This is a genomic window from Myxococcus sp. AM009 (assembly GCF_013372605.1).
GTDB lineage: Bacteria > Myxococcota > Myxococcia > Myxococcales > Myxococcaceae > Myxococcus > Myxococcus vastator.
In genome coordinates this window covers 1-23,242 of the sequence record NZ_JABXEP010000092.1, presented here as the reverse complement: position 1 = coordinate 23,242, position 23,242 = coordinate 1, and the positions used below count along the sequence as shown (strand labels likewise).

Below are 23,242 nucleotides of genomic sequence, written 5' to 3'. Positions count from 1 at the left end.
GTCATGGGTGACGGAGGCGCGTCATGAAGTGGTTTGGAGGACTGGTGCTGCTGGGCTACGCGGCATTGATGATTTCGGGCTGGTCCCCCTTCACGAAGGAAGCGCGGGACAAGGTGCCGGGCAACGTGCGGCGTGGGCCGGGCGGCGTCCTGCTGTGGACTGGCGGCTACATGGGAGGGAAGTGATGTTGTTACTTGGCGTGGTGGTCAGCGTTCAGGGTGTGCTGGCGAGCATCATCTACTCGCTCATTGGCTTGGCGGTGTTCGTGGCGGGCTTCTACGTCATCCGCCTCATCATGCCCTTTGACGTGCACAAGGAGCTGGAGGCCGACCAGAACACGGCGGTGGGCATCGTCATCGGGTCCTTCATCATCGGCCTGGCCATCATCGTGGCCGCGGCCATCAGCGGATGAGGGCGCGCGCACCGCGCGCCCAAACCTGTACGAAGTGAAGTGACGCCGTGAACAAGACGCTGCTGTACATCACCGTCATCGTCATCGCGACGTGCGGGCTCGTCTATGAGCTCGTCGTCGGGGCGCTCGCGAGCTACCTGCTCGGCGACTCCATCACCCAGTTCTCCACCGTCATTGGCGGCTACCTGTTCGCCATGGGCATTGGCAGCTACCTGTCGCGCTACATCGAGCGCGGGGTGGCGCAGCGCTTCGTGGAGGTGGAGCTGGCGGTGGCGCTGCTGGGCGGCCTCTGCGCGCCGATGTTGTTCCTCACCTTCACGCTGACGGACCTGTTCCAGGTGGCGCTGTACGGCAGCGTGATTGCCATTGGCGCGCTGGTGGGCATGGAGATTCCCCTCCTGCTGCGCATCCTGAAGGACCAGCTCAAGTTCAAGGACCTGATAAGCCAGGTGCTGTCGCTGGACTACGTGGGCGCGCTCGCGGCCAGCGTGGCCTTCCCGCTGCTGCTGGTGCCGAAGCTGGGGCTGGTGCGCACGTCCCTGCTGTTCGGCGTGCTGAACGCGGCGGTGGCGCTGTGGAGCACCTGGCTTTTGGCGCCGCTGCTTGGCAACCCGCTGCGGCTGCGCGTCAAGGCGGTGGGGCTGACGGTGCTGCTGCTGGTGGGCTTCGTCATGGGGGACCGGCTCACCACCTTCTATGAGGACCAGCTCTACGCGGACGAGGTGGTCCACGCGTCCAGCTCTCCGTACCAGCGCATCATCCTCACGCGCGGCAAGCGGGGCTTCTCGCTGTTCCTCAACGGCAACCTCCAGTTCGCCAGCCTGGACGAGTACCGCTACCACGAGTCCCTGGTGCACCCGGCCATGGTGCGCGCGGCCAAGGTGGAGAACGTGCTCATCCTGGGCGGTGGGGACGGCCTGGCCGCGCGGGAGGTGCTGCGCTACCCGGAGGTCCGCTCCGTCACGCTGGTGGACCTGGACCCGGCGATTACCAGGCTGGCGACGAACTACGGGGAGCTGGCGAAGCTGAACCGCTATGCGCTGACGGACCCGCGGGTGCGGGTGGTCAACGGGGACGCGATGCAGTTCCTCACGGAGGGCGGCGCGCGGTACGACGTGGTGGTGGTGGACTTCCCGGACCCGAACAACTTCGCGCTGGGGAAGCTGTACACCACGGGCTTCTACAAGCTGCTCAAGAGGCGCATCGCGCCAGACGGCGTGGGGGTGGTGCAGAGCACCAGCCCGCTGTTCGCCCGGCGCTCCTTCTGGTGCGTGGAGACGACGCTCAAGGCCGCGGGCTTCTGGACGGAGCCGTACCACGCGCTGGTGCCGTCGTTTGGTGAGTGGGGGTATGTGCTGATCGCGCACGAGGCGCCCTCCCGGCACCGGCCGCTGCCCGAAGGGCTGCTCTTCCTGGATGACGCGACGATGGCGTCGCTCACCCAGTTCCCCCCGGACATGGGGCCGTTGCCCGCGGAGGTGAACCGGCTGAACAATCAGGTGCTGGTGCACTACTACGAGGCGGAGTGGCAGCGGTGGAACTGACGCGGCGGGAGCTGGTCGCCGCGTTCCTCGGTTCCGCGGTGGCGGCCAGCGCGTGCCGGAAGTCAGGGCCGAGGGCGCGTGTCCCCGGCGCGGTGGTGGACCAGTCCGTGGAGCTGGGGCACCGGCTTCGCGGTGGGCCGCTGCCGCGCGCGGACCTCGTGGAGCCCGTGGAGGTGCTGGTGGTGGGCGCCGGCGTGGCGGGCCTGTCCGCGGCCTGGCGCCTGGCGGGCGCGGGCGTGCGCGGCGTGCGCGTGCTGGAGCTGGAGGCGGAGCCGGGAGGCACGTCTCGCTCCGGGCACAACGGCACCTCCGCCTACCCGTGGGGCGCGCACTACCTGCCTGCGCCGCTGGAGGACCAAGGCCCCGTCGTCCGGTTGCTGCGGGAGATGGGCGCCGTCTCCGACGTGGATGATGCGGGCCGGCCGCGCTTCGAGGAGTCGTTGCTCATCCACGAGCCGGAGGAGCGCTTCTTCTACCGGGGGCACTGGTACGAAGGGCTCTACCTTCACGCGGGCGCCAGCGCGGAGGACCTGGAGGAGCTGCGGCGCTTCGAGGCGCGGATGAACGGCTTCGCCTCCGCGCGAGACGCGAAGGGGCGCAGGGCCTTCGCGGTGCCTTCCGGCCTGTCCAGTGACGACGCGGAGTGGACGGCGCTGGACGCGCTGAGCATGGCGGCCTGGATGGCGCGCGAGGGCTTCCGTTCGGCGCGGCTGAAGTGGGTGGTGGACTACGCGTGCCGGGACGACTTCGGCACCACCGCCGAGCATGTCTCCGCCTGGGCCGGCATCTGGTACTTCACCGCGCGTCAGGACGGGAATGGGGAGCGCAGCGAGGGCTACCTGAGCTGGCCCGAAGGCAACGGCCGGCTGGTGCGGCAGCTGGTGTCGGCGCTGCCGAACGGCGCGGTGGAGCGCAACGTGCTGGTGCACACCGTGGAGCCCGTGGAGGGCGGCTGCCGCGTGGACGCGCTGGAGGCGGGCACGGGCAAGCCCCGGGCCTTCCTGGCGCGGCAGGTGGTGCTGGCGTGCCCGCGCTTCATCGCGGCGCACGTGGTGGCGCCGTGGCGGCGGGAGCGGCCGGCGTGGCTGAAGGACTTCACGTATGGGCCGTGGGTGGTGGCGAACCTGACGTTGTCGTCGCCGCCGCGCTCGCGGGGCTTCCCGTTGGCCTGGGACAACGTCTTCTATGAGAGCCGCAGCCTGGGCTACGTGGTGGCCACGCACCAGACGCTGCGCCAGGACGAGCAGGGCCCCACGGTGCTCACCTGGTACCTGCCCATGGACGGCGCGGACGTGAAGGCCGAGCGGGAGAAGGCGCTGTCGGCCAGCTACGCGGACTGGGAAGCCCTGGTGATGGCGGACATGCTGCCAGCGCACCCGGGCATCGCCGGGCAGGCGCAGCGGCTGGAAGTCCAGCGCTGGGGCCACGCCATGGTGCGGCCTACGCCGGGCTTCATGTGGGGCCAGGCGAAGCAGGCCGCGGGGGAGAGCCTGGGGCGCTCGCTGCACTTCGCGCACTCGGACCTGGGCGGCATGGGCCTCTTCGAGGAGGCGAACTGGTTCGGCGTGCGGGCCGCGGAGCGCGTGCTGGCGGAGCTGGGCCGGCGTGAGGTGAGCTGGCTTTAGCCGCCGGTGTGCACCTGCCGGACGCCTCCGGCAGGTGGTGCCCCGTCTGCCCGCCTCCGCCTGGAGGACAGGGGGCATTGTCGGGTCGCATGTGCATCTCCCTCCACGAGGCCCCGCGGCACGTTCGTTCCCGCGCGTCCTCTTGGAGGCCGCACGATGTCGCTCAAGGAATACCCACCTGGAACCGCGTTCCCCGGTGTCATCGGCAGGACGGATGAAGCGTCCTCGCCTGCCTGGCCCGCGCCGCTGCGCGCGAAGCCGGGGGCACCCAACGTCCTCTTCATCGTCCTGGACGACACCGGCTTCGGTCAGCTCGGCTGCTATGGCTCGCCCATCCGCACGCCGAACCTGGACCGGCTGGCGGAGGGCGGGCTGCGCTACAACAACATGCACACCACCGCGCTCTGTTCGCCCACGCGCTCGTGCATCCTCACCGGCCGCAACCACCACTCCAATGGCATGGCGGCCATCACCGAAATCTCCGTGGGCTATCCCGGCCGCAACGGCTCCATCCCCTTCGAGAACGGCTTCCTCTCGGAGATGCTGGCCGGGCACGGCTACAACACCTACTGCGTGGGCAAGTGGCACCTCACGCCCGCGGAGCAGACGAGCGCCGCGGGGCCCTACTCGCGCTGGCCCCTGGGCCGCGGCTTCGAGCGGTACTACGGCTTCCTCGGCGGAGACACGCACCAGTACTACCCGGACCTCGTTCACGACAATCATCAGGTCCGTCCGCCCAAGACTCCGGAGGAGGGCTACCACCTGACGGAGGACCTGGTGGACCGCGCCATCGGCTTCGTCGCCGACGCGAAGCAGGTGGCGCCCGACAAGCCCTTCTTCCTCTATTTCTGCACCGGCGCCATGCACGCGCCCCACCATGTCCCCCGGGAATGGGCGGACCGGTACAAGGGGCAGTTCGACGACGGCTGGGATGCCTACCGCGAGAAGGTCTTCCAGCGTCAGCTCGAGACAGGCGTGCTGCCGCCGGGCACCCAGTTGTCGCGCCATGACCCGGACGTGCAGGACTGGGACAGCCTGTCTGCGGAGGAGCGGCGGCTCTACGCGCGGATGATGGAGGTGTTCGCGGGCTTCCTGGAGCACACGGACCACCACATCGGCCGGCTCATCCAGTCGCTGGAGGCGAGCGGGGAACTGGAGAACACGCTCATCATGGTCATCTCCGACAATGGCGCCAGCCCGGAGGGCGGCCTGCATGGCTCCGTCAACGAGCTGAAGTTCTTCAACAACACGCCGGAGTCGCTGGAGCAGAACCTGGCGGCGCTGGACGACCTGGGAGGCCCGCGCCACTTCAACCACTATCCCTGGGGCTGGGCCTGGGCGGGCAACACGCCCTTCAAGCGGTGGAAGCGCGAGACGTATCGGGGCGGCACCACGGACCCCTTCATCGTCCACTGGCCCCGAGGCATCCAGGCGCGGGGCGAGCTTCGCTCGCAGTACTGCCACGCCATCGACATGGTGCCCACGGTGCTGGATTGCCTGGGCATCGACCCACCCACGGAGCTCCGCGGCGTCACGCAGTCACCCATCGAAGGCGTCAGCTTCAAGGACTCCTTCCACGACGCGGACGCGGAGAGCCGGCACCACACGCAGTACTTCGAGATGTTCAGCCACCGGGCCCTGTACCACGACGGGTGGCGGGCGGTGTGTCCGTTCCCCGGGCCGTCCTTCACGGAGTCGAAGGAGCCGTTCGGCATGCTGAAGCTCACCGAGGCCAGGCTGCGCGAGTTCGATACGGAGGGCTGGGAGCTGTACCACGTGGCGGAGGACTGCTCGGAGACTCGGGACGTGGCCGCTGGGGAGCGCGACAAGCTCATCGAGATGATTGCCCGCTGGTACGTCGAGGCGGGCCGGTACGACGTGCTCCCACTGGTGACGCCGTCTCGTGAGCTCTTCGCCGTGGAGCGACCGCAGCTTTCGCGGGAGCGGGAGCGCTACGTCTACCGGCCCCATACCTCGCCCGCGCCGGAGAACGTGGCGGTGCATGTCCTCAACCGCGCCCACGCCATCACCGCGCGCGTGGAGGTGGAGGACGGCGCGGAGGGCGTGCTGCTCTGCCACGGTGGATTGACAGGCGGGTACTCGCTCTTCGTCAAGGATGGCAAGCTGCACTACGTCTACAACTTCGTGGGCGAGAAGGAGTTCCACCTGGAGTCCTCCGCGGAGGTGCCGAAAGGCCACGCGGAGCTGCGCTTCGAGTTCCAGCCCACGGGCACGCCCGACCTGCCCGCGGGCCGGGGCGCGCCGGGCCGGGGACGCCTCTTCATCAATGGTGACCTGGTGGCCCAGCGCGACATCTCTGAGACGATGCCGCTGCTCATCAGCCTGGGCGAAGGACTGACGTGTGGCCGCGATGAGAACTCCTCGGTGAGTCCGCGGTACCAGCCGCCCTTCGCGTTCAAGGGCGGGACGCTGACGGAGGTGGTGGTGGACGTGTCGGGCGAGCACGTCCACGACGCCGAAACGGAAGTGAGCACGGCCATGGCGCGGCAATGAGCGCATGCGTGGTGGCCTGACTCAGGGTGGCCGGGTGACGTCACAGCGCGCGTTGGCGACGCGGGCGAGGTCCTCGGCCACCGAGCGCAGCAGCACGGTGCCCGTGAGGGTGTTGCCTTCCTCGCCAGGCACCTGCTCTCCCTGCGTGAGCCACGCGGCCACCCGGCCCAGGCTGGCGGCCGTCACGACGTGCAGGCGGACGCTGATGCGCACTTCATGGCGCGCGGTTGGCTCTGGCCTCTGTTCCAGGGTCCACGCCACGCGCTCCAGCGTCAGTGAGGACGGACCTTCCGGCAGGGGACGTCCATCCAGTACGTAGGCGCCCTTGGAGAAGGCGAGCACCTGCGTCAGCCGGGCGGTGTCCATTCGTGCGTCGAACCAGACGGCGTTGCGCTGCCAGAGCGTCAGCTCCACCTCCAGCCTCCCCGCCATGCCCAGCCGCACCAGCCGGTCCAACTCGGGCGAGACGAAGTCGAAGGCTTCGGAGCGGACCATGACGCGCCGTCCGGACAAGGTGGCGGTGCAGGTGGTGCGCGGCTCCTCCGCATGGGCCGTGGGGGCGTGCAGGCTCGCCACGGCGATGAGCGCCATGCCGAGCCCGCGTCCCATGTGTTGGCGTGACCCGTCCATGCGTCCTTAGAAGGTCCGCTGGAAGAGCAGCCGCGCCTCGGGCGTGGCGGTGGCCCGCTCATCCGTGCGCCACGCGACGTCCATCCGCACGTTGTCGCCGAAGTGGAGGCTGGCGCCCAGGCCGAGCCGCGCATCCGTCCAGGCGTCATCCGCCCGCACCGTGCCCAGGTCCGCGAAGACGCCCAGGGCGCTCCATCGGTACTCCGCGCTGGTGAGCACGGACACGTCGCCGCGGTATTCCTTGAAGCCGAAGCCGCGCAGCGCCGTCCATCCACCCAGCGCCTCGCGCTTCTGTTCGGGCAGGTGGTGGCCACCCGCGGTGCGCACGCGCAGCGACAGGCCGGTGTCCCAGCCGGTGGGCACCTCCAGCGCGAGGTCGCTCACCAGCTTCCAGAAGCGCGCGTCACCGCCCGCGCTCCCCGGACCGTTGCCCACCTCCAGCGTGAGCAGTCCCCGGAGCGAGGCGCGGCTCTCCCAGTCGCCATCCCGGTCGAAGAGCGACGTCTCCGGCGTGCGGAACAGCGAGCCCACGGACGCGGCGGCGGGCACGTTGCTGGCGTACTCCATGCGCACCACCACGGAGTCGAAGCGGCCCTGGGTGACGGGCGCGTTGGGGAAGGGGGCGGAGTCGTTCCGGAACAGGGAGAAGGGCGGCGTGAAGCTGCGCATCGACTCGTAGCGGTCGCTGCGGTACTCGACGCCCGCGAGCCAGTCGTCCGCCCAGCGCCAGGTGGCGAAGGCCGTGAGGCCCTTGCGGCGGAAGTAGTCGCGGTCCGGCCGGTTGATGAGGGCCGAGTAGAGCGACGAGTCGATGTCGCCCATCCGCCACCGGTCCAGCGTGTCGGTGAAGTCGTAGACCTGCGCGCCCAGCTCCGCGAGCCCCACCCGCGGCACCTGGAGCTTCGCCCCGCCGAGCATGTTGAGTCGCCGCTGGCGCTGCGTGCCCTCCGGGTCATCCGGCAGATACTGGCCACCCCACCGCAGCGGGATGGTGAGCGCGGCGTCCACGGTGAGGTGCGCGCGGTCCTTCGCATCCCAGAGGCGCAGTCGCCCCGACAGGCCCGGCGAGAAGCCCGTCACCTGCGTGTGCATCGGAAGCAGGTCCACGTCGAAGTCCGGCCGCCGCGTGCGCAGGTGCACCACCAGCTTCTTGCCCTCGAGGGTGATGCTGTCGGCAGAGTCCACTTCGTCCCACCAGTCGGCGAACTGCCTCCAGTTCAGCTCGAACTCCACCTGCTCCCGGTGGCGCGGCTTCGCGCGCGGTGCTTCCTGCGTGTGGTAGGCGCGGGTGCCGTCCGGCGCGCGCGTCTCGATGATGTGGGCGCGCTGGGAACGCGGGCCGTCGGAGTCCTCCACGTCCGCGGGCTCCAGGAAGGGGAGCCGCGAGGTCAGCCGCTGCACGGCGCGCTTCGCGTCACTGCGGAGGAACACGGTGCCGGGCCGCAGATCCAGCGCGTCCTGGACACGCGCGGCGATGTCGGCGTCCACGCCGCGCACCTCGACGGACTCGAGCCGGCCTTCATCCACCGTCACCACCAGCTTGCCGTCCGGCGACCACACCGCGGACAGGCTCGCGAGCATGTAGCCGTCGTCACGCAGGCGCTTGAGCGTGCGCTCCAGGCCGTGGGCCACGCCGCCCAGGAGGATGCCGGGGTGCAGCGTGCCGCGCTCCAGCCGGCCCACCCAGTCACGGGGCGGGTATCGCGGCGGGCAGGGACGGACGATGGAGAGCGTGCCGCGCCGCGAGTCCACGCGCAGCGTGGCGGTGAAGGACTCTTCGTCTTCGTTCTCGTCCTTGGTGGGGAACCGGTACGGGAGCCGGAGCAGCTCCTCGAGAATCTCGGTGGACTGCAGGTCCTGGAGCCCGTTCACCTCCACGGCGGAGACGACGGGGTTCTCCTCCAGGTGGACTTCGAGGACCGCGGGTTGAGGCGCCTCGGCCACGCGCACGCGCGGCTCCACGCGGGCGAACAACCCCGAGCGAGCGAGCCGCCGGAGGAACAGGTGGAGCTCGTTCCCGCCCAGCACGTCCTGCGCGTCCGCGGGAGGCGCTCCGATGTAGGTCCGCACCTGCGCCTCCGTCAGCCAGTGGAGCCCATGCAGCTCGATGCGACCGGGCGTGAGCGGGCGCCCGTCCACGGTGAGCTGGAGGGGGGACAGCACGCCGCGCTCGTCCGGATTTTCCTCCGCGTCATCGAAGTCGTCGGGGCAAGCGTTCCGTTGCTCCTCGCGGGACTCCGTGCCGACCTGGGTCGCGCGCGACGAGCGGCCCTGTGCGGCGGAGGTTCGCGCGTCGTCCCGCGTCTCCTGGGCCTTCGCGGGGCGCACGTCGCGCGGCGTCACCTGAGCGTTGGTGGAGGGCGACGCGGCGGGCTTCTCTACATCCGGCGTGGCTCTCGATGTGGAGGGTGGGGCAGCGGGCCGCGCTTCATCCTGCGTGGAGGGCTGCGAGGCGGCGGTGTGGGGCACTTCCGCCGTGGCCGTGGATGCCCCGGTCGCCGGCAGCGTGGGCTGGGCGAGCGCGGTGGCGGTGAAGAAGCAAACGAGGAGAGCGAAGCGGTTCATGCACGCAGGGAGAGCACGCGCCGTTCCAGCCAAAGGCTCTGGGCAAGTGCTCGAAAGGACGAGGACCGGGCAGCCGCGTCGATGTCAGGGACACATCCGGATGTGAATCCGTGATGTGATACTGACATCGCGCGCGGCGATTGCACGCGGCCTCGACACGGCGTGCCTCCGTCCCAGCAGCATCCGGCGAAGATTGCTGCCGGGCCGAGCCGCCTTCAGGAGTCGCGGCCGGTGTACTCGGCCTGGTGCGTCTCCCACCACGACAGCCAGTCACGCCGGGTGGCGTCGAGCTTCCCCACGACGCCATCCCCGAACGTGCTGATGCCGGTGATGCGGCGCAGGGCGGCGCCCCAGAAGAGGCTGCCTTCGCGGTAGCGCTCGAAAATCAGGGGCACGGCGGGACGTCCCAACGCCACGAGCGCCTCGAAGGCGGGGTGGTTCAGGAAGGCGTACGGGTTGGACGCCTCGCGGTGCTCGGCGCAGTGTGCTCCCCACTCCTTCGCGAGCCGGTCGAAGCGGGCAGCGACATTACGCATGAGGCGTTCACCGGGGACTGGCGGGGACGCACGTAGACGCGCACCGGCTCACCATATGAAGGACCGCTGAGGTCGTCAGCGCTGTTGTTCCGGATGAGGGGCTGCGTCGCGCCCTTGGCGTGACTTCAGGTGACGGGGAGTCCGAGCGCCTTGATGCGCCGGTAGAGGTTGCCCCGGTCGACCTGCAGCAGCCGCGCGGCCCCGGCGATGCTCTCGCCTTCCTGGAGCGCCGCGCGGATGAGCTCGCGCTCGAAGTCCTCCACGTGCTCGCGGTAGCTCTTCTGTCCCAGTGAGGGGCGGCTGGCCGCGGCGGCGGCTTGCGGCGCGGAGACGAGCTCCGGACCGATTGTGAGCGGACCCTCGCCCCGGAGCAGGTTGAGGCGCTCGATGAGGTTGCGCAGCTCGCGCACGTTGCCCGGCCACGCATAGGCGCGCAGCGAGGTCTCCGCGCCGGGCGCGAGCACCAGTGGCACCTGTGGCCCCGCGAACTCCGCCGCGAAGGCGCGCGCCAGGGGGAGCAGGTCCTCCGGCCGCTCGCGCAGGGGGGGCACCTGGAGCGGCATCACGTTGAGGCGGAAGTAGAGGTCCTGTCGGAAGCGGCCCTCCTTCACCGCGCGGGCGAGGTCCTGGTGCGTGGCCGCGACGACGCGCGCGTCCACCGGCACGGGCAGGCTGCCGCCCAGCCGCTCCACTTCCTTCGTCTCCAGGACGCGCAGCAGCTTGGCCTGGAGCTCCAGCGGCATGTCGCCCAGCTCGTCGAGGAACAGCGTGCCGCCGTGCGCCTGTTCGATGCGGCCCGCGCGCCGCGACAGCGCGCCGGTGAAGGCGCCCTTCTCGTGGCCGAACAGCTCGCTCTCCAGCAGGGTGGAGGGAATGGCCGCGCAGTTGACGGCGACGAGCCGGCCCTTGCGTCCCGACGCGAGGTGCAGCGCCCGCGCGACGCGCTCCTTGCCCGTGCCCGTCTCGCCGGTGATGAGGATGGCGGTGTCGCTGGGGCCCACGCGCGCGATGAGCTGGCGCAGTGACGCCATGCCGGGGCTGTCACCCACCAGGTGGCCGGGGCGGGCCAGCGCGTCCAGCAGCCGCTCCCGCTCTTCCTGGAGCGAGCCCAGCGCCAGTGCGTTTCGCACGGCGGTGAGCAGCCGCTCGGGGGAGGGCGGCTTCTCCACGAAGTCCGTCGCGCCCAGCCGCAGCGCCTGCACGGCCTCGGCGGGAGACGCCTCGCCGGACAGCACCACCACGGGCGCGGGGAAGGGCCGGGGCAGGCGCGCGAGCAGCTCCAGGCCCGTCTCGCCCGGCATGCGCAGGTCGAGCAGCATCATCGCCGGGGGCCCTTCGGGCGCTTCGAGCAGCCGGGAGGCCTCCGCGGCGGAGCAGGCCTCCACGGGCGTGAAGCCCTCGTCGCTCAGCAGTCCGCGCAGGGCCCGGAGGACGCCAGAGTCGTCATCGACGATGAGGATGCGAGGGCCGGGCTTCATGTGGGCGGAGGCGGGGTGAGGGGCAATTCCACGCGCGCGAGCGTACCGCCTCCAGGCGCGGGCTCCAGGCGCAGGTTGCCGCCGTGCTCGTGGACGATTTTCTGGGAGATGGGCAGGCCCAGGCCACTGCCGCCGGGCTTGGTGCTGAAGAGGCCGCGCGTGAGGGCCGGGCCCTCGAGGACGGAGGGGACGCCGCTGCCCCCATCCGCCACGGTGACGCGCACGGTGCCCGGCCGCGGCGACTCCAGCGTGACGTGGACCGGCGCGGTGTTGGCGGAGGAGGCCTCGGTGGCGTTCTTCACCAGGTTGCCGAAGAGGCGGCGCAGGCCATCCGGGTCCGCGCGCAGCGTGGCCTCTTCGCCAGGGCGAAGCTCCACGGGCACGGGGGACGTGCCCGCGTACAGGGTGCACACCTCGGCCAACAGCGGGCGCAGGGGCACGTCCTGGAAGCGCGGCGCGGGCAGGCGCGCGAAGGTGGAGAAGCTCTGGGTCATCCGCATCAGCAGGTCCACCTCCTCCTGGAGGAGGGCCACGGCCTCGGTGATGCGGGTGGTGTCGTGGGGCGTGGACGCATCCGTCCGGTGCAGACGCGTGAGCGACAACTTCATTGCGGTGAGGGGGTTCTTCAGCTCGTGGGCGAGCGCGCGGGCCACGTCCTGCCAGGCGGCAATCTGTTCAGCGGACTTGAGGCGCTCGCGCTGCGACAGCAGCTCCTGGCCCATGCGGTTGAACTGGCCCAGGAGGAATTGCAGCTCGTCGCGTGGAGGCTCGGGCGCGGCGAGCCGCACGGAGAGGTCGCCGCGCGCATAGGCCCACATGCCTTCCGTGAGCGTGCGCACCGGGCGCGTGAGGGCCCGCCCGAGCAGCACCGAGGCCACCGTCAGCGCCGCGCCCGACACGAGCACCAGCGCGGTGATGAAGGCGGGCACGCGGCGCACCAGGGCGCGCCGCGCCAGCTCCGCCTGCGCGAGGTTGAGCCGCGCCTCGTTGAGCGAGTCCTGCGGCAACTCGCGCCGCGTGAGCTCCGAGGCGACCTCCTCCAGCACGCCCTCCACCGGGGCGATGGACACCGACAGCACCCGCTCCAGCGCGGCCTGTACCAGCACGCCGAGCAGCACCAGCGGCACCCAGCTCGCGAGCAGCATCACCGCCAGCAGCCGTCGCCGGAAGCGAGCAGGCGGCAGCGGAAGGTCCGCGGCAAAGCCCACCCTGTCACCGTGCGTACGGGCCTCTGTGGGCGCTGCGGCGTGCATGGGACGGTTCATACCGCATCCGGAAGCGGGCCCGGTGCCGAGTCCCTGGCGCGGAGACTCTGGTAGGCTGCGCGGCTCCGATGCTTCGTCTTCTCGCGCCCTCCCAGGGCTGGCTGTTCAGTCCGGGAGTGGACCTGTCCGTCTTCGCTGGCAGCGCGCTCGTCTCCGTGGCTTTCGTGCTCGCGGCGCCCTGGCTCGGCGTGGCGGGCGGCACGCCGCTGTGGGCCTGGCTGCTCTTCGTCGTCTGCGTGGACGTGGCTCACGTCTGGTCCACGCTCTTTCGCACCTACCTGGACCCGGACGAGCTGCGGGCCCGTCCCGGGCTCTACCTGGGCGCGCCGCTGGCCGCCTACGTGGCGGGAGTGCTCGCGTACCTGGTGTCGCCGGGCGCGTTCTGGACGCTGTTCGCCTATGTCGCGCTCAGCCACTTCGTGCGGCAGCAGTACGGCTGGGTGGCGCTGTACGGACGCAAGGCGCGCGTCTCCCCGCTGGAGCGGCGCCTGGATGCCGCCGCCGTCTATGCCGCCACGCTGGGCCCCGTCGTCTGGTGGCACGCGAACCTGCCGCGCGACTTCTGGTGGTTCGTGCCGGGGGACTTCCTGTCCGGCCTGCCGTCCTGGGCGGGCACCGTGGGGCTGGGGCTCCACGCGGGGGTGCTCGTCGCGTGGGCCGGCTTCCAGGTCGCGCGCGTGGTGCGCGGCGAGGGCGTGCAGGCGGGCAAGGTGCTGCTGGTGGTGGCGACGTGGGTGGCGTGGTTCGGCGGCATCGTCATCGCGCGGGACGACTTCACCTTCACCGTGATGAACGTGGTGCTGCACGGCGTGCCGTACTTCGCGCTGCTCTTCCGCTATGCGCGGGGACGCCTGGAGGAAGGTGGCTACGGCGCGGGCGCGGCGCTGCTGCGCGCGGGGCTGCCGGGCTTCCTGCTGTTCCTGGTGGCGTTGGCCCTGGCGGAGGAGTTCCTGTGGGACCAGGCCGTGTGGCGGGAGCACGGCGCGCTCTTCGGCGAGAGCCCCGTGACGTTGCCGCCGGACGTGCTGTCGCTCGTGGTGCCGCTGCTCGCGCTGCCGCAGGCCACGCACTATGTGCTGGATGCCTTCGTGTGGAAGCCGGGCCGGCAGCCCGCGTTGCTGTCCCGCCTGGGCTGGGCACCGATGGCCACCCGACACGAGGGTCCACCATCTGGCATGAAGCTCGATTCGACCATGGTCATTCCGGTCCAGAGTGACTAATGCAGGAGGGGCCTATGTCCCGACTCCTACTCGTCTCGAATCGGCTTCCTGTCACCGTCAAGGTGGAGAAGGACACTGTCTCCGTGGTCCGCAGCGCGGGGGGCCTGGCCACTGGCCTTCGCCGTCCCCACGAACGCTCGGGAGGGCTGTGGCTTGGCTGGCCCGGGGATGTCTCCCGCCTGACGGAAAACCAGCGCGCCCGCGTGGACGCCCAGCTCGCGGAGCAGCGCTGCGTGCCGCTGACGCTGTCCGCCAGCGAGGTGAGCCGCTACTACGAAGGCTATTCCAACCGCGTCCTGTGGCCGCTGTGCCACTACATGCTGGAGCGCATCCCGCGCCAGGACCGCGATTGGGAGGTGTACCGGAAGGTCAACGAGCGCTTCGCGGACCTGGTGGCGAAGCACTACGAGCCCGGGGACACCATCTGGGTCCATGATTACCAGCTCATGCTGGTGCCCGGGATGCTGCGCCAGCGGCTGCCCGGCGCGCGCATCGGCTACTTCCACCACATCCCCTTCCCGTCGTCGGAGATCTTCAGCACGCTGCCGCGCCGGCGCGAGCTGCTGAAGGGGCTGCTGGGCGCGGACCTCATCGGCTTCCACACGGTGAACTACGTGCGGCACTTCTCCGGAGCGCTGCTGCGGCACCTCGGGCTGGACACGGACATCGACCGCGTCATCTGGGAGGGGCGCGAAGTGCGCGTGGGTGCCTTCCCCATGGGCATCGACGCGCAGGCCTTCGAGTCCATCGCGAGCGAGCCCGGCATGCTGGAGGAGGTGGTGAACCTGCGCCGGTCCTCCGAAGGACAGCGCATCCTGCTGGGCATCGACCGGCTGGACTACACCAAGGGCATTCCGCGGCGCCTCCTGGCGGTGCAGCGCGTGCTGGAGCGAACGCCCGCGTGGCGTAGCCGCCTGCGCTTCATCCAGGTCGCGGTGCCCAGCCGGACCCAGGTGGAGGCGTACGCCAACTACCGCGAGTTGGTGAACGAGCTGGTGGGGCGCATCAACGGGCTGTACGGCACGGTGCACAACGTGCCGGTGCACTACCTCTACCGCTCGTTCAACGAACGGCAGCTCGTGGGACTGTACCGGGGCGCGGACGTGATGCTCGTCACGCCGGTGCGGGACGGGATGAACCTGGTGGCGAAGGAGTTCTGCGCGGCGCGTCCGGATGACGACGGCGTGCTGGTGCTCAGCGAGTTCGCGGGCGCCGCGGCGGAGCTGGGGGGCGCGCTCATCGTCAACCCCTATGACGTGGACGCCATGGCGGACGCCATCGAGAAGGCGCTGGGGATGGCGGAGGAGGAGCGCCGCACGCGCATGCACACGCTGCGAAAGCAGGTGAAGTCGCGGGACGTGCACTGGTGGACGTCGTCCTTCCTGGACCGGCTCCAGTCGCTGCCCGCGGTGGCCGTGCGCGCGGAGGCGGGCGCGCCCGAGGCGCTGGCGCAGATGAAGCAGGCAGAGCGGCTGCAACTGCTCCTGGACTACGACGGGACGCTGGTGGGCTACGCGCCCCGGCCGGAGCTGGCCGCGCCGGATGCGGCGCTGAAGGCGCTGCTGGCGAAGCTGGTGGCGCAGCCCGGAATCTCGGTGAGCATCGTCAGCGGCCGACCCAAGGAGACGCTGGAGGAGTGGCTGGGCGACCTGGCCATGGGCCTGTATGCCGAGCACGGCCTGTGGTCCCGCCCGGCGCCAGGTGAGACGTGGCGGATGCTGGAGGGCGTGACGTTCGACTGGAAGGAGCGCGTGCGGCCCGAACTGGAGACCTTCTCCGCGCGCGTGCCGGGCTCCTTCGTGGAGGAGAAGACGGCGTCGCTGGCGTGGCACTACCGCCTGGTGGACGCGGAGTTCGGCGCCATCCAGTCCCGCGAGCTGCGGCTGTACCTGGCGGAGAAGTTCGCCGGGCAGTCCATGGACATCCTCCCCGGGGACAAGGTGGTGGAGATTCGTCCACAGGGGGTGCACAAGGGCCGCGTGGTGGGCGAGGCCACGAAGGGCGCGGCGCCCGGCGCCCTCGTGGTGGCCATTGGCGATGACCGCACGGACGAGGACCTCTTCGCGTCCATCCCGCCCGGCGGGCTCACCATCCACGCGGGCAACAAGCCCACGCGCGCGGCGTTCCGGGTGAAGGGCCCGACCGAGGTCCGCGCGCTGCTGGCGGGGCTGCTGGAGCCGTAGCCGCTCCAGGAGCCCGCCCAGGGTTCGCTACGGCGTCGAGGACGCGGTGCGGTTGGCCGCGTTCTGGACGAACACCCGGCGGCCGAAGGCGCGGTCCACGCGGCCGAGGAACTCACGGAACGCGGGGTAGTCGTCCGCGGACACGCGCGCGGTGGTGAGGGCCACCTCGCCCTCGGCCACCAGCTTGCCGCCCTCCAGGCGGTAGCTCAGCTTGAGGTGGCCGAACTTCGTCGTCTCCTCCACCGCCTGGGGCAGCTCCGCCACCGTCCAGCCGGCGGGCAGCGCGTAGCGCAGGAGGAAGCCGTTGGTCCACGGGCTGGACATCACCAAATCAAAGCGGCGCTGGGCCAGCGACGCATAGGCCTGCTGGTAGGTGCGCCCGGTGCCGAAGGGCAAGAAGCGCATGCCGCCAGGCAGCACCTCCGAGTAGCGCGGGATGCTCATCTTGAAGTCCAGCGCCACGTTGTCATCCAGCCGCGTGGTGTCGCTCAGCTTCACCTCGTGCACCGTGAGGCCGGGGAAGCTCTGCGCCCAGGCGCGCTCGAAGGTGGACTTGCGCGTGGCCTCCGGCCGGTAGGCGCGGCGGTAGTCCGGCGCCTGCTGCCCGCCCACGGAGGTGGCGCCGGTGATTTCAGCGCCGCCGTCCGCGCGGAGCGTCACGTCCAGCGACATGCGCGTGGTGTTGTCCGCCGCCTTCGCCTCCGGCGTGGTGAGGAAGGTGCTCTTGCCGTTGGGCTCCACCACCAGCACGTTGGCCACCCGGTCCGCGCTGGGCAGCTCGTTGGCGCCGTGGAACTCCGCGGTGCCGTCCAGGTACAGGTCGAACTTGGGCACGTAGGCGATGGCGTGGTTGAAGGCCGCCAGGCTCGCGGGCTCTTCGCCAATGGCGCCCAGGTTGCGCATGCGCAGCAGCACCAGCCGGCTCTCCACGCCCGCCACTTGCAGCATGGAGTGGATGAGGCTCGCCTTGTCCTTGCAGTCGCCGAAGCGGCGCGCCAGCACCCGGTCCACGCGGTAGGGCTTGAAGCCGTGGATGCCGAACTCCAGCGCCACGTAGCGCGTGTTCGTCACCACGAAGTTGTAGATGGCGCGCACCACCGCCAGCTCATTCTTGCGGTCCACGCCCTGGAGCACCTGGTCCACCGTCTGCCGCAGCTCCGCGTTGGGCTGGAGCTGGTCGCGCACCAGGCCCCACCAGTAGCGGCCCACCTGGTCCCACGTCTGGTAGGTGGAGACGTGGAGGTTCTGCGCCACCTCCGCCCAGCCAGGCATACCGGGCTCTGGCACCACCTTGGCGACGTGCTGGGAGTTCCAGCGGTACAGCACGCGGCCGGCGTCCAGCGGCTCCTGCGCGCTCGCCACGCCGGTCAGCTTGCTCTTGTTCCAGTACAGGGGCCGCTCCTTCGGCATGTCCACCAGGTACTGGAAGCGCACCTTCGGGTAGACGCCCTGAACGCTCTCCACGTCACCCCAGTAGTCCGACAGGAGGTTGTCCTGCGCGGTGTCGTCCAGGCGGTACGTCAACTCCAGCGTGTCGCCCGCCGCCAGCGACGGGAAGGAGAGAATCTTGGCGCGGGCGTCGTAGTACATGCCCGTCCACGGCTCGTTGATGTTGCGCTCGTTCTCACCGTAGCTCTCCACCACGGAGCCATCCGCCTTGATGACGCGGGCGCGCAGCACGCGCACCTCCTGGCGGTCCGGCGAATAGGTGACGGGGACGGTGCGGAACGCGTCCACGCCGCGCGCGTTGAAGACCTTGACCACCGTCTGGCGCAGGCGGCTGGACAGGCCGCTCTGCTGGACGCGCACGTAGGTGTTGTCCACCAGGTAGAGGGCGTCCTCGTGGACGTAGGCATCCGCCTCCTTGGCCAGCGGCTGGGCGTCCACCAGGTACTGCATGCCGGTGCCGGTGCTCTCCCCCTTGAGGGTGCGCAGGGCCTCCTTCAGGCCCGGGTTCTGCGGGCGCAGCACCAGGGAGCGCTCGAACGAGGCCAGCGCGGGCTCGCGGCGGCCCGCGGCCAGCAGGGCGCGGCCCTCGCGCTCGTAGACCTCCGGCTCGTCCGGGGACAGCGCGCGGGCCTCGGCGAAGAGGGCGACGGCCTCCTCCACCGCGCCGTTGCTGGCCTTCAGCTCCGCCAGCCGCACGCGGGAGCCATTGTCGAAGGGGTTGAGCTTCACCAGCTGCGCGTACTCGCGCTGGGCGGACTCCACCTGTCCGGCCTCCGCCAGCATCGTGGCGAGCATGTGGCGCATGGTGGTGTCGTCGAAGCGCAGCGCCAGCACCACGCGCATCCGGTCCATGGCCTCGCGGCCGCGGTCGAGCTGCCGGGCCACCTGCGCCGCGGCGCGCACCGCGCGAGGCACGCGGGGCTGCAGGCGGAACGTCTCCTCCCGCAGGGCGTGGGCCTTGGGGCGCTCGCCCAGGGCCTCATGCGCGCGCGCCAGCACCAGCCGCGCGTTGACGTCATCCGGCGTCTTCTCCAGCACGGGCGCCACCAGCGCCTGTACGCGCTCGGGATGGCCGCGGTCCAGCTCGTGGTCGGCCAGCGCCACCCGCGCCTCCGGCATGGCGGGGTCGGCGGCGATGGCGGCTTCCAGGAAGCGGCGGCGCTCGTTCAGGTCATCCCGCTGCGTCTGGGCGGCGAGCAACTGGAGGCCGGCGTCCTTGGGGGCTTCCTCCGCGGCGCGCGCGGCCTCGGCGCTGGCGGTGTGCTCGCGCTCGTCGTAGGCGCGGAAGAAGCTCAGCACCCGGGCGTAGTCGCCGCGCAGCGCGGCGTCATCCGGGTGCTTCTCCACCAGGGCCCGCAGGGCGGAGGTGAGGGTGGGCAGCGCCTGCGGCTGCGGCGCGGCGCCGCGCTCCAGGGCGGGCGCCTTCGCCGGCAGCGTCGCGCGCACGGTGGACGACTCCTGGCGCAGGTAGAAGCCCAGTGGGCCTGACTCCTGGCACACCTTCACGAGCACGCGGTTGAGGCCCTTGCGCAGCTTCACGGACACGCGGGACTGGTCCGGGCGCGGCAGGTTGTAGCGGTCCTCCTTCGCGGCGAGCTGCCCGTTCACCCACAGGCGGAACGCGCCGGACGTGCCCACGCCCAGCGACACGCGCGACTCCTGGGGCGCCTCCAGCCAGGTGACGGCGTAGGCCACGGCCTCGCGGTTGGGGCGGATGGCGGTGGCCAGGTCGATGTAGCCATCCGCGGTGTTCGCCGTCAGCTTGCGCCAGGTGGTGTTGCCGCCCTTGGCCGCGGGGTAGGTGGCGGACAGGTCCAGGTTGGCGGCCTCGGGGCCGAAGTCGGTGTCACAGCCGGCCTTGCCTTCGTTCTCGAAGCCGCCGGTGACGTAGTAGTCGCCCACGTAGCCCAGCCACTGCTTCACCTCGTTGGCGCGCACCAGCCGGCCCCGGGCGCGCTCGGTGTCCAGCAGGAGCATCTGCGCGGTGGCGCGGGTGTTCGCGTCGGAGCTGCGGCGGGAGGCCACGTAGGCGTAGGTGCTCAGCAGGGGCGTGAGGTCCTCCACCTCGTCCACCAGCGCGTGCATCTTCAGCAGGCTGGCGGCGCCTCGGGGGGAGGAGGCCTGCTTCATCGCCTCGGCCGCATGGACGCGAGCGGTCTCATCCGCGGCCGGCTTCGCCTGCGCCCACAGCGGGCAGGTGAGCACGAAGACTGCGGCCAGCAATGTGAAGCGGGACATCCGTTCTCCTGGGTGGGCGGCTACGGTGAGGGGCGCCAGCCCCGGGGAGGGGCGTCGACGCGGATGAACAGGCGAACCCTGCGAGGGCTTCCCTGCATCGCCATCCTACGATGGGGGGTGGGGTGGGGACAGGTGCGCCTTACGTCGAAGCTGGGAGGATGACGCCGAAGTGTTCGACGAGCGCGCGCCGCAGGGCGTCTTCGTCGGCGAGAGGCAGCTCCGTCCGAACCCCGCTCCGGGTCAGGACGAGCGTGCCCTCCTTGGCGGTGACGCGCCCCTCCGGCGTCGCCCGGGTGCACAGCCGCCGCTGGGTGAAGATGGAGTCCGGGGAGGTCTGGTGGTAGCGGCACATGCCCTCGAAGTCCGCGAGCTGGCGGGGCACGAGGGAGAGGCGGTACTCGGCCTCCCAGCCCGCGGCCTTCTCACTCCAGAGGATGAGGTCGTCACCCGCCGGGGAGAGCCGGTAGGCGCGTCCGGCGCGCACCTGGACGTCGTGGGTGTCCAGGCGCAGGGGCTCGGTGAAGCACTCACCGAAGCCGACATCCGCCAACCAGCGTCCCTGGCCGTCTTCCACCTGGAGGGCCAGGTGGTCGAAGTCGGGGCCGTAGGCGCTGCCGTCCGGTGACGTGGCGACGCCCGCGGACAGCAGCGTCACCCGGTGGCCCAGCGCCGTCAGCAGCCGGGCGAAGAGGCCGTTGAGCTCGTAGCAGAAGCCGCCGCGCCGCTGGACGACGACCTTCTCGAAGAAGGCGTCCGTGTCGAGCCGGATGGGCCGCTTCAGGTGGATGTCCAGGTTCTCGAAGGGCACGGCCTCCAGGTGGGCCCGGTGCAGCCCCGCGAGGGACTGCGCCGCCCCCACGCCGATTCGCTCCAGGTAGCGCGCGACGTCGAACATGCGTGCATGTCTAACGCACTCCGGGCCGGCGAGGCGATGCGCCAGGGGGACACCTCGCCCGCCGTGGAGTCCCTCAGCGCGCGCCTGACAGCGCGGGGGGCTTCTTCAGGAAGTCCCTGACGCTCTGCTCGTTCAGCGTGCTGGACGCGGCGCAGAGGCGGATGGACTCCAGGGCGCGGGTGAGGGCGCGAGGCGCGTTCTCCAGCTTCGCCGTGCGGGGCGTGAGGAAGGCCTCCGCTTCGGCGGCGGTCTGCTCATCGCACAGCGTGCCCACCAGTCCAATGAGCCCGGCGACTTCGTCCGAGCGCATTCGGCTGGCGAGCGCGTCGAAGTGCTCCTGGTAGAATGTCCAGGCGAGCGCCCGTGTCCGCGGCGTCGTGATGGCCCCCGCGAGGATGGGCCGGGTGTCGCGCACGTCGAACTCGCTGCCGACCACCAGCGCGAGCGCCTCGCGCACGAGCGCCGGGTCTCGGAAGGCGCCCAGGGTGGTGAAGACACGGCTGCGCTCGGTCCGGTCCTCGGTGGCGCGGGCGCGAGCGAGCAGCGTGTCGAAGAGGGCCTTGTCGCCGTTCCGAGCCGCGACCCTCAGCGCGAGGGGAACGGCTTCTGGATGGACGGACTTCCGGTCCGCCAGCCACGCCTTCACCAGTCGGTTCGCTTCCTGGACCAGGGCCGGGTCCTCGCCGCCCAGCGCCGCCAATGCCAGGAGGTGGGGGCGCAGCGACTTCACCGCGTCGTCGTCGCTGGGCTTGGGCTCCCAGCCCAGCGAGCGGGCCTGCGGGCCGTACAGCGCGGCGACCCACTGCCGATAGCGCGCGCGCTCATCGTCGGACAGCCGCTCCTCGTGCACGAAGTTCAGGAGCCAGGCGCCGCGCTGCCGGATGAGGCGGTGTTCAGCCTTGGCCGTGGTGGGGACGTAGCGCAGGATCTCACCCAAGGGCAGGTCACCCCGGCGCACCCCGGCCTCCATGTCGGACAGCAGGGTCAGGCGCTCGCGCACCGTCAGCGCCTCCTCGGGCGCGGCCAGCACGCGGGTGAGCTGCCCGGGCGTGTAGCCGGAGCGGTAGTAGCCGGTGCCACCCGCGTTGAGCAGCACCCAGGACGGGCAGCTCTTACCGGGCAGCGCCAGCTCGCTCGTGGTCCCGGTGAGCAGCGTGCATGTGCGCTCGGACGTCTTGCCGGAGCCGGCGCGCACGCACACCGGGATGGTCCACGTCTGGTCCTTGCTGGCGGTGGAGCCCGCGGGGACGTAGCGCTCCTGGGTGAATTTCAGCTTCGCGGGCGCGCCCGGCTGGCATTGCAGCTCGGCGGCGATGCGCGGCGCGCCCGGCTGGTCAATGAAGCTGCGGAAGGCGCGCGCGACGTCCGGCCCCGCGGCGTCCGACAGCGTGGCGGCGAAGTCCTCCGACGTGGTCGCGCCCCATGCGTGCTTCCGGATGTGGCCGCGCAGCAGGTCGCGCATGCGCTCCTCACCGAGCCACGCCTCGAACATGTCGATGATGGCCGAGCCCTTGGCGTACGTGGTGCCGTTGTCGAACGCGCCCAGCACCTCGTCATGCGTGGTGGCGGGCTTGCGCACCGGCAGGGTGGCGGCGAGCGTGTCCGTCTCCAGCGCGAAGCTGGCGGACTGGGTGCTCTGCTCCAGGCCGAAGCCCCAGCTCGGGTCGAACGGGTCCACCGTCTTGCGGTCCAGCCACGAGGTGAGCGACTCGTTGAGCCAGATGTCGTCCCACCACTGGCAGGTGACGATGTTGCCGAACCAGTAGTGCCCCAGTTCGTGGTTGGCGATGTTCACGTACCACTTGCGGCGCGCGAGCGTCTCCTCGCCGGGGCGGATGAGCGTCAGGGGCTGGCCGAGCGCCACGAGGCCCGGGTGCTCCATGGTGCCCCAGTAGCGCGGCACCACCGCGACATCGAGCTTCTCGTAGGGGTACGGCATGTCGAAGTAGTCTTCAATCAGCGTGACGATGCGCGGCGTGACGCTGGCCGCGTAGGCCGTCTCCGCTCCCCGGCCGCGAGGCACGATGAAGCGCAGCGGCGCGGCGTCGCGGCCCGCGGTGCCCGCGTCCACCACGTCGAAGGGGCCCACCACGAACGCGACGAGGTAGCTGGGCATCGGCTTGCTCTCGGCGAACGTGACGCGCGCGAGGCCCCCCGGCAGCTTCTCGCGCGAGACGATGGGGTGGTTGGCGAGCGCGACGTGGTCCTCCTTGGCGGTGATGCGCAGTGTCCAGGGCACCTTGAAGCCCGGTTCGTCGAAGCAGGGGAAGGCGCGGCGCGCGTCGACGGGCTCGAAGAAGGTGTAGAGGTAGGGTTCGCCGCCTTCCTCCACGGCGTAGAGGCCCTGGCTGCGCTCGCGGTCGACCTTGCCGGTGAAGGTGAGGTGGATGCGCGCCTTGCCCGGCGCGAGCGCTTCGGGGAGCAGCAGGCCGAGCCGCCCTTCGCTGGCGGTGACGGGCCGGGCCTCCAGGGTGCGGCCTCCCGCTTCGAGGCGGGCCTGCGAGACTTCCAGGTCCTGCCCGTGCAGCCAGACCTGGCGCACCGGCTCGCTCACGTCCACGTCGATGCTGACGCTGCCGGAGAAGGTGGGCTCGGCGGGCAGCAGCTTCAGGTCGAGCGCGTAGCGCGTGGGACGGACCGAGTCGGGCAGCCGCAGCGCGGGAGGTTGGGGTTCGGGCCACTCGGGGG

15 protein-coding genes are annotated in these 23,242 nt (G+C 70.9%); 7 read left to right on the top strand and 8 right to left on the bottom strand.

Annotation, left to right across the window (positions count from 1 at the left end; all coding sequences use genetic code 11):
* Positions 1–23: 23 nt before the first annotated feature.
* The 5 genes from HV824_RS22050 (at position 24) to HV824_RS22030 (ending at position 6,095) form a co-directional block, all read left to right on the top strand.
* Complete coding sequence (locus HV824_RS22050; RefSeq protein WP_176418850.1) at positions 24–185, top strand: hypothetical protein; 162 nt, start codon at positions 24–26, stop codon at positions 183–185.
* Complete coding sequence (locus tag HV824_RS22045; protein ID WP_002635242.1) at positions 185–412, top strand: DUF350 domain-containing protein; 228 nt, start codon at positions 185–187, stop codon at positions 410–412. The genes HV824_RS22050 and HV824_RS22045 overlap by 1 nt, the downstream gene beginning before the upstream one ends.
* 47 nt (positions 413–459) lie before the next feature.
* Positions 460–1,956, top strand: a complete 1,497-nt coding sequence (locus HV824_RS22040; RefSeq protein ID WP_176424150.1) for a polyamine aminopropyltransferase — start codon at positions 460–462, stop codon at positions 1,954–1,956.
* Positions 1,947–3,581, top strand: coding sequence for an NAD(P)/FAD-dependent oxidoreductase (locus HV824_RS22035; protein WP_176418892.1), 1,635 nt, complete (start codon positions 1,947–1,949; stop codon positions 3,579–3,581). Before HV824_RS22040 ends, HV824_RS22035 begins: the two co-directional genes overlap by 10 nt.
* A 156-nt stretch (positions 3,582–3,737) precedes the next feature.
* Positions 3,738–6,095, top strand: a complete 2,358-nt coding sequence (locus HV824_RS22030) for an arylsulfatase (protein ID WP_176424149.1) — start codon at positions 3,738–3,740, stop codon at positions 6,093–6,095.
* 21 nt (positions 6,096–6,116) lie between these two features.
* Here the strand turns inward: HV824_RS22030 and HV824_RS22025 are convergent, their stop codons facing one another.
* The 5 genes from HV824_RS22025 to HV824_RS22005 all read right to left on the bottom strand — a co-directional run bounded on the left by HV824_RS22025 (position 6,117) and on the right by HV824_RS22005 (position 12,557).
* Positions 6,117–6,704, bottom strand: coding sequence for a hypothetical protein (locus HV824_RS22025; RefSeq protein WP_255208239.1), 588 nt, complete (start codon positions 6,702–6,704; stop codon positions 6,117–6,119).
* 27 nt (positions 6,705–6,731) lie between these two features.
* A complete protein-coding gene (locus tag HV824_RS22020; protein WP_176418854.1) occupies positions 6,732–9,290 on the bottom strand; it encodes a hypothetical protein in 2,559 nt (852 codons plus the stop codon).
* Between the two features lie 215 nt (positions 9,291–9,505).
* A complete protein-coding gene (locus HV824_RS22015) occupies positions 9,506–9,826 on the bottom strand; it encodes a hypothetical protein (RefSeq protein WP_176418855.1) in 321 nt (106 codons plus the stop codon).
* A 125-nt stretch (positions 9,827–9,951) separates the two neighbouring features.
* Positions 9,952–11,304: a sigma-54 dependent transcriptional regulator gene (locus HV824_RS22010; RefSeq protein WP_176418856.1), complete on the bottom strand. Its 1,353-nt coding sequence runs from the start codon at positions 11,302–11,304 to the stop codon at positions 9,952–9,954.
* On the bottom strand, positions 11,301–12,557 hold the full coding sequence (locus HV824_RS22005) for a PAS domain-containing sensor histidine kinase (protein WP_255208238.1): 1,257 nt from the start codon (positions 12,555–12,557) through the stop codon (positions 11,301–11,303). The genes HV824_RS22010 and HV824_RS22005 overlap by 4 nt, the downstream gene beginning before the upstream one ends.
* 80 nt (positions 12,558–12,637) lie before the next feature.
* Here HV824_RS22005 and HV824_RS22000 point away from each other — a divergent pair, with 80 nt between their 5' ends.
* The gene (locus HV824_RS22000) at positions 12,638–13,789 is read left to right on the top strand and encodes a hypothetical protein (RefSeq protein ID WP_176418858.1); all 1,152 of its coding nucleotides are present in this window, start codon (positions 12,638–12,640) and stop codon (positions 13,787–13,789) included.
* Between the two features lie 14 nt (positions 13,790–13,803).
* A complete protein-coding gene (locus tag HV824_RS21995; RefSeq protein ID WP_176418859.1) occupies positions 13,804–15,972 on the top strand; it encodes a bifunctional alpha,alpha-trehalose-phosphate synthase (UDP-forming)/trehalose-phosphatase in 2,169 nt (722 codons plus the stop codon).
* A 27-nt stretch (positions 15,973–15,999) separates the two neighbouring features.
* On the opposite strand, the gene HV824_RS21990 is transcribed toward HV824_RS21995, so the two are convergent.
* The 3 genes from HV824_RS21990 to HV824_RS21980 form a co-directional block, all read right to left on the bottom strand.
* Positions 16,000–19,659 (bottom strand): DUF3857 domain-containing protein, encoded by a 3,660-nt coding sequence (locus tag HV824_RS21990; RefSeq protein ID WP_176418860.1) that lies wholly within the window; start codon positions 19,657–19,659, stop codon positions 16,000–16,002.
* 139 nt (positions 19,660–19,798) lie between these two features.
* Positions 19,799–20,554, bottom strand: a complete 756-nt coding sequence (locus HV824_RS21985) for an arylamine N-acetyltransferase (protein WP_176418861.1) — start codon at positions 20,552–20,554, stop codon at positions 19,799–19,801.
* A 73-nt stretch (positions 20,555–20,627) separates the two neighbouring features.
* The coding region (locus tag HV824_RS21980; protein ID WP_176424146.1) for a M1 family metallopeptidase at positions 20,628–23,242 on the bottom strand (2,615 nt) is incomplete at its 5' end.

Coding starts and splice junctions, on each gene's coding strand:
- HV824_RS22050 (WP_176418850.1), top strand. CDS start 24: ATGAAGTGGTTTGGAGGACTGGTGCTGCTGGGCTACGCGGCATTGATG.
- HV824_RS22045 (WP_002635242.1), top strand. CDS start 185: ATGTTGTTACTTGGCGTGGTGGTCAGCGTTCAGGGTGTGCTGGCGAGC.
- HV824_RS22030 (WP_176424149.1), top strand. CDS start 3,738: ATGTCGCTCAAGGAATACCCACCTGGAACCGCGTTCCCCGGTGTCATC.
- HV824_RS22025 (WP_255208239.1), bottom strand. CDS start 6,704: ATGGGACGCGGGCTCGGCATGGCGCTCATCGCCGTGGCGAGCCTGCAC.
- HV824_RS22020 (WP_176418854.1), bottom strand. CDS start 9,290: ATGAACCGCTTCGCTCTCCTCGTTTGCTTCTTCACCGCCACCGCGCTC.
- HV824_RS22015 (WP_176418855.1), bottom strand. CDS start 9,826: ATGCGTAATGTCGCTGCCCGCTTCGACCGGCTCGCGAAGGAGTGGGGA.
- HV824_RS22010 (WP_176418856.1), bottom strand. CDS start 11,304: ATGAAGCCCGGCCCTCGCATCCTCATCGTCGATGACGACTCTGGCGTC.
- HV824_RS22005 (WP_255208238.1), bottom strand. CDS start 12,557: ATGCACGCCGCAGCGCCCACAGAGGCCCGTACGCACGGTGACAGGGTG.
- HV824_RS22000 (WP_176418858.1), top strand. CDS start 12,638: ATGCTTCGTCTTCTCGCGCCCTCCCAGGGCTGGCTGTTCAGTCCGGGA.
- HV824_RS21995 (WP_176418859.1), top strand. CDS start 13,804: ATGTCCCGACTCCTACTCGTCTCGAATCGGCTTCCTGTCACCGTCAAG.
- HV824_RS21990 (WP_176418860.1), bottom strand. CDS start 19,659: ATGTCCCGCTTCACATTGCTGGCCGCAGTCTTCGTGCTCACCTGCCCG.
- HV824_RS21985 (WP_176418861.1), bottom strand. CDS start 20,554: ATGTTCGACGTCGCGCGCTACCTGGAGCGAATCGGCGTGGGGGCGGCG.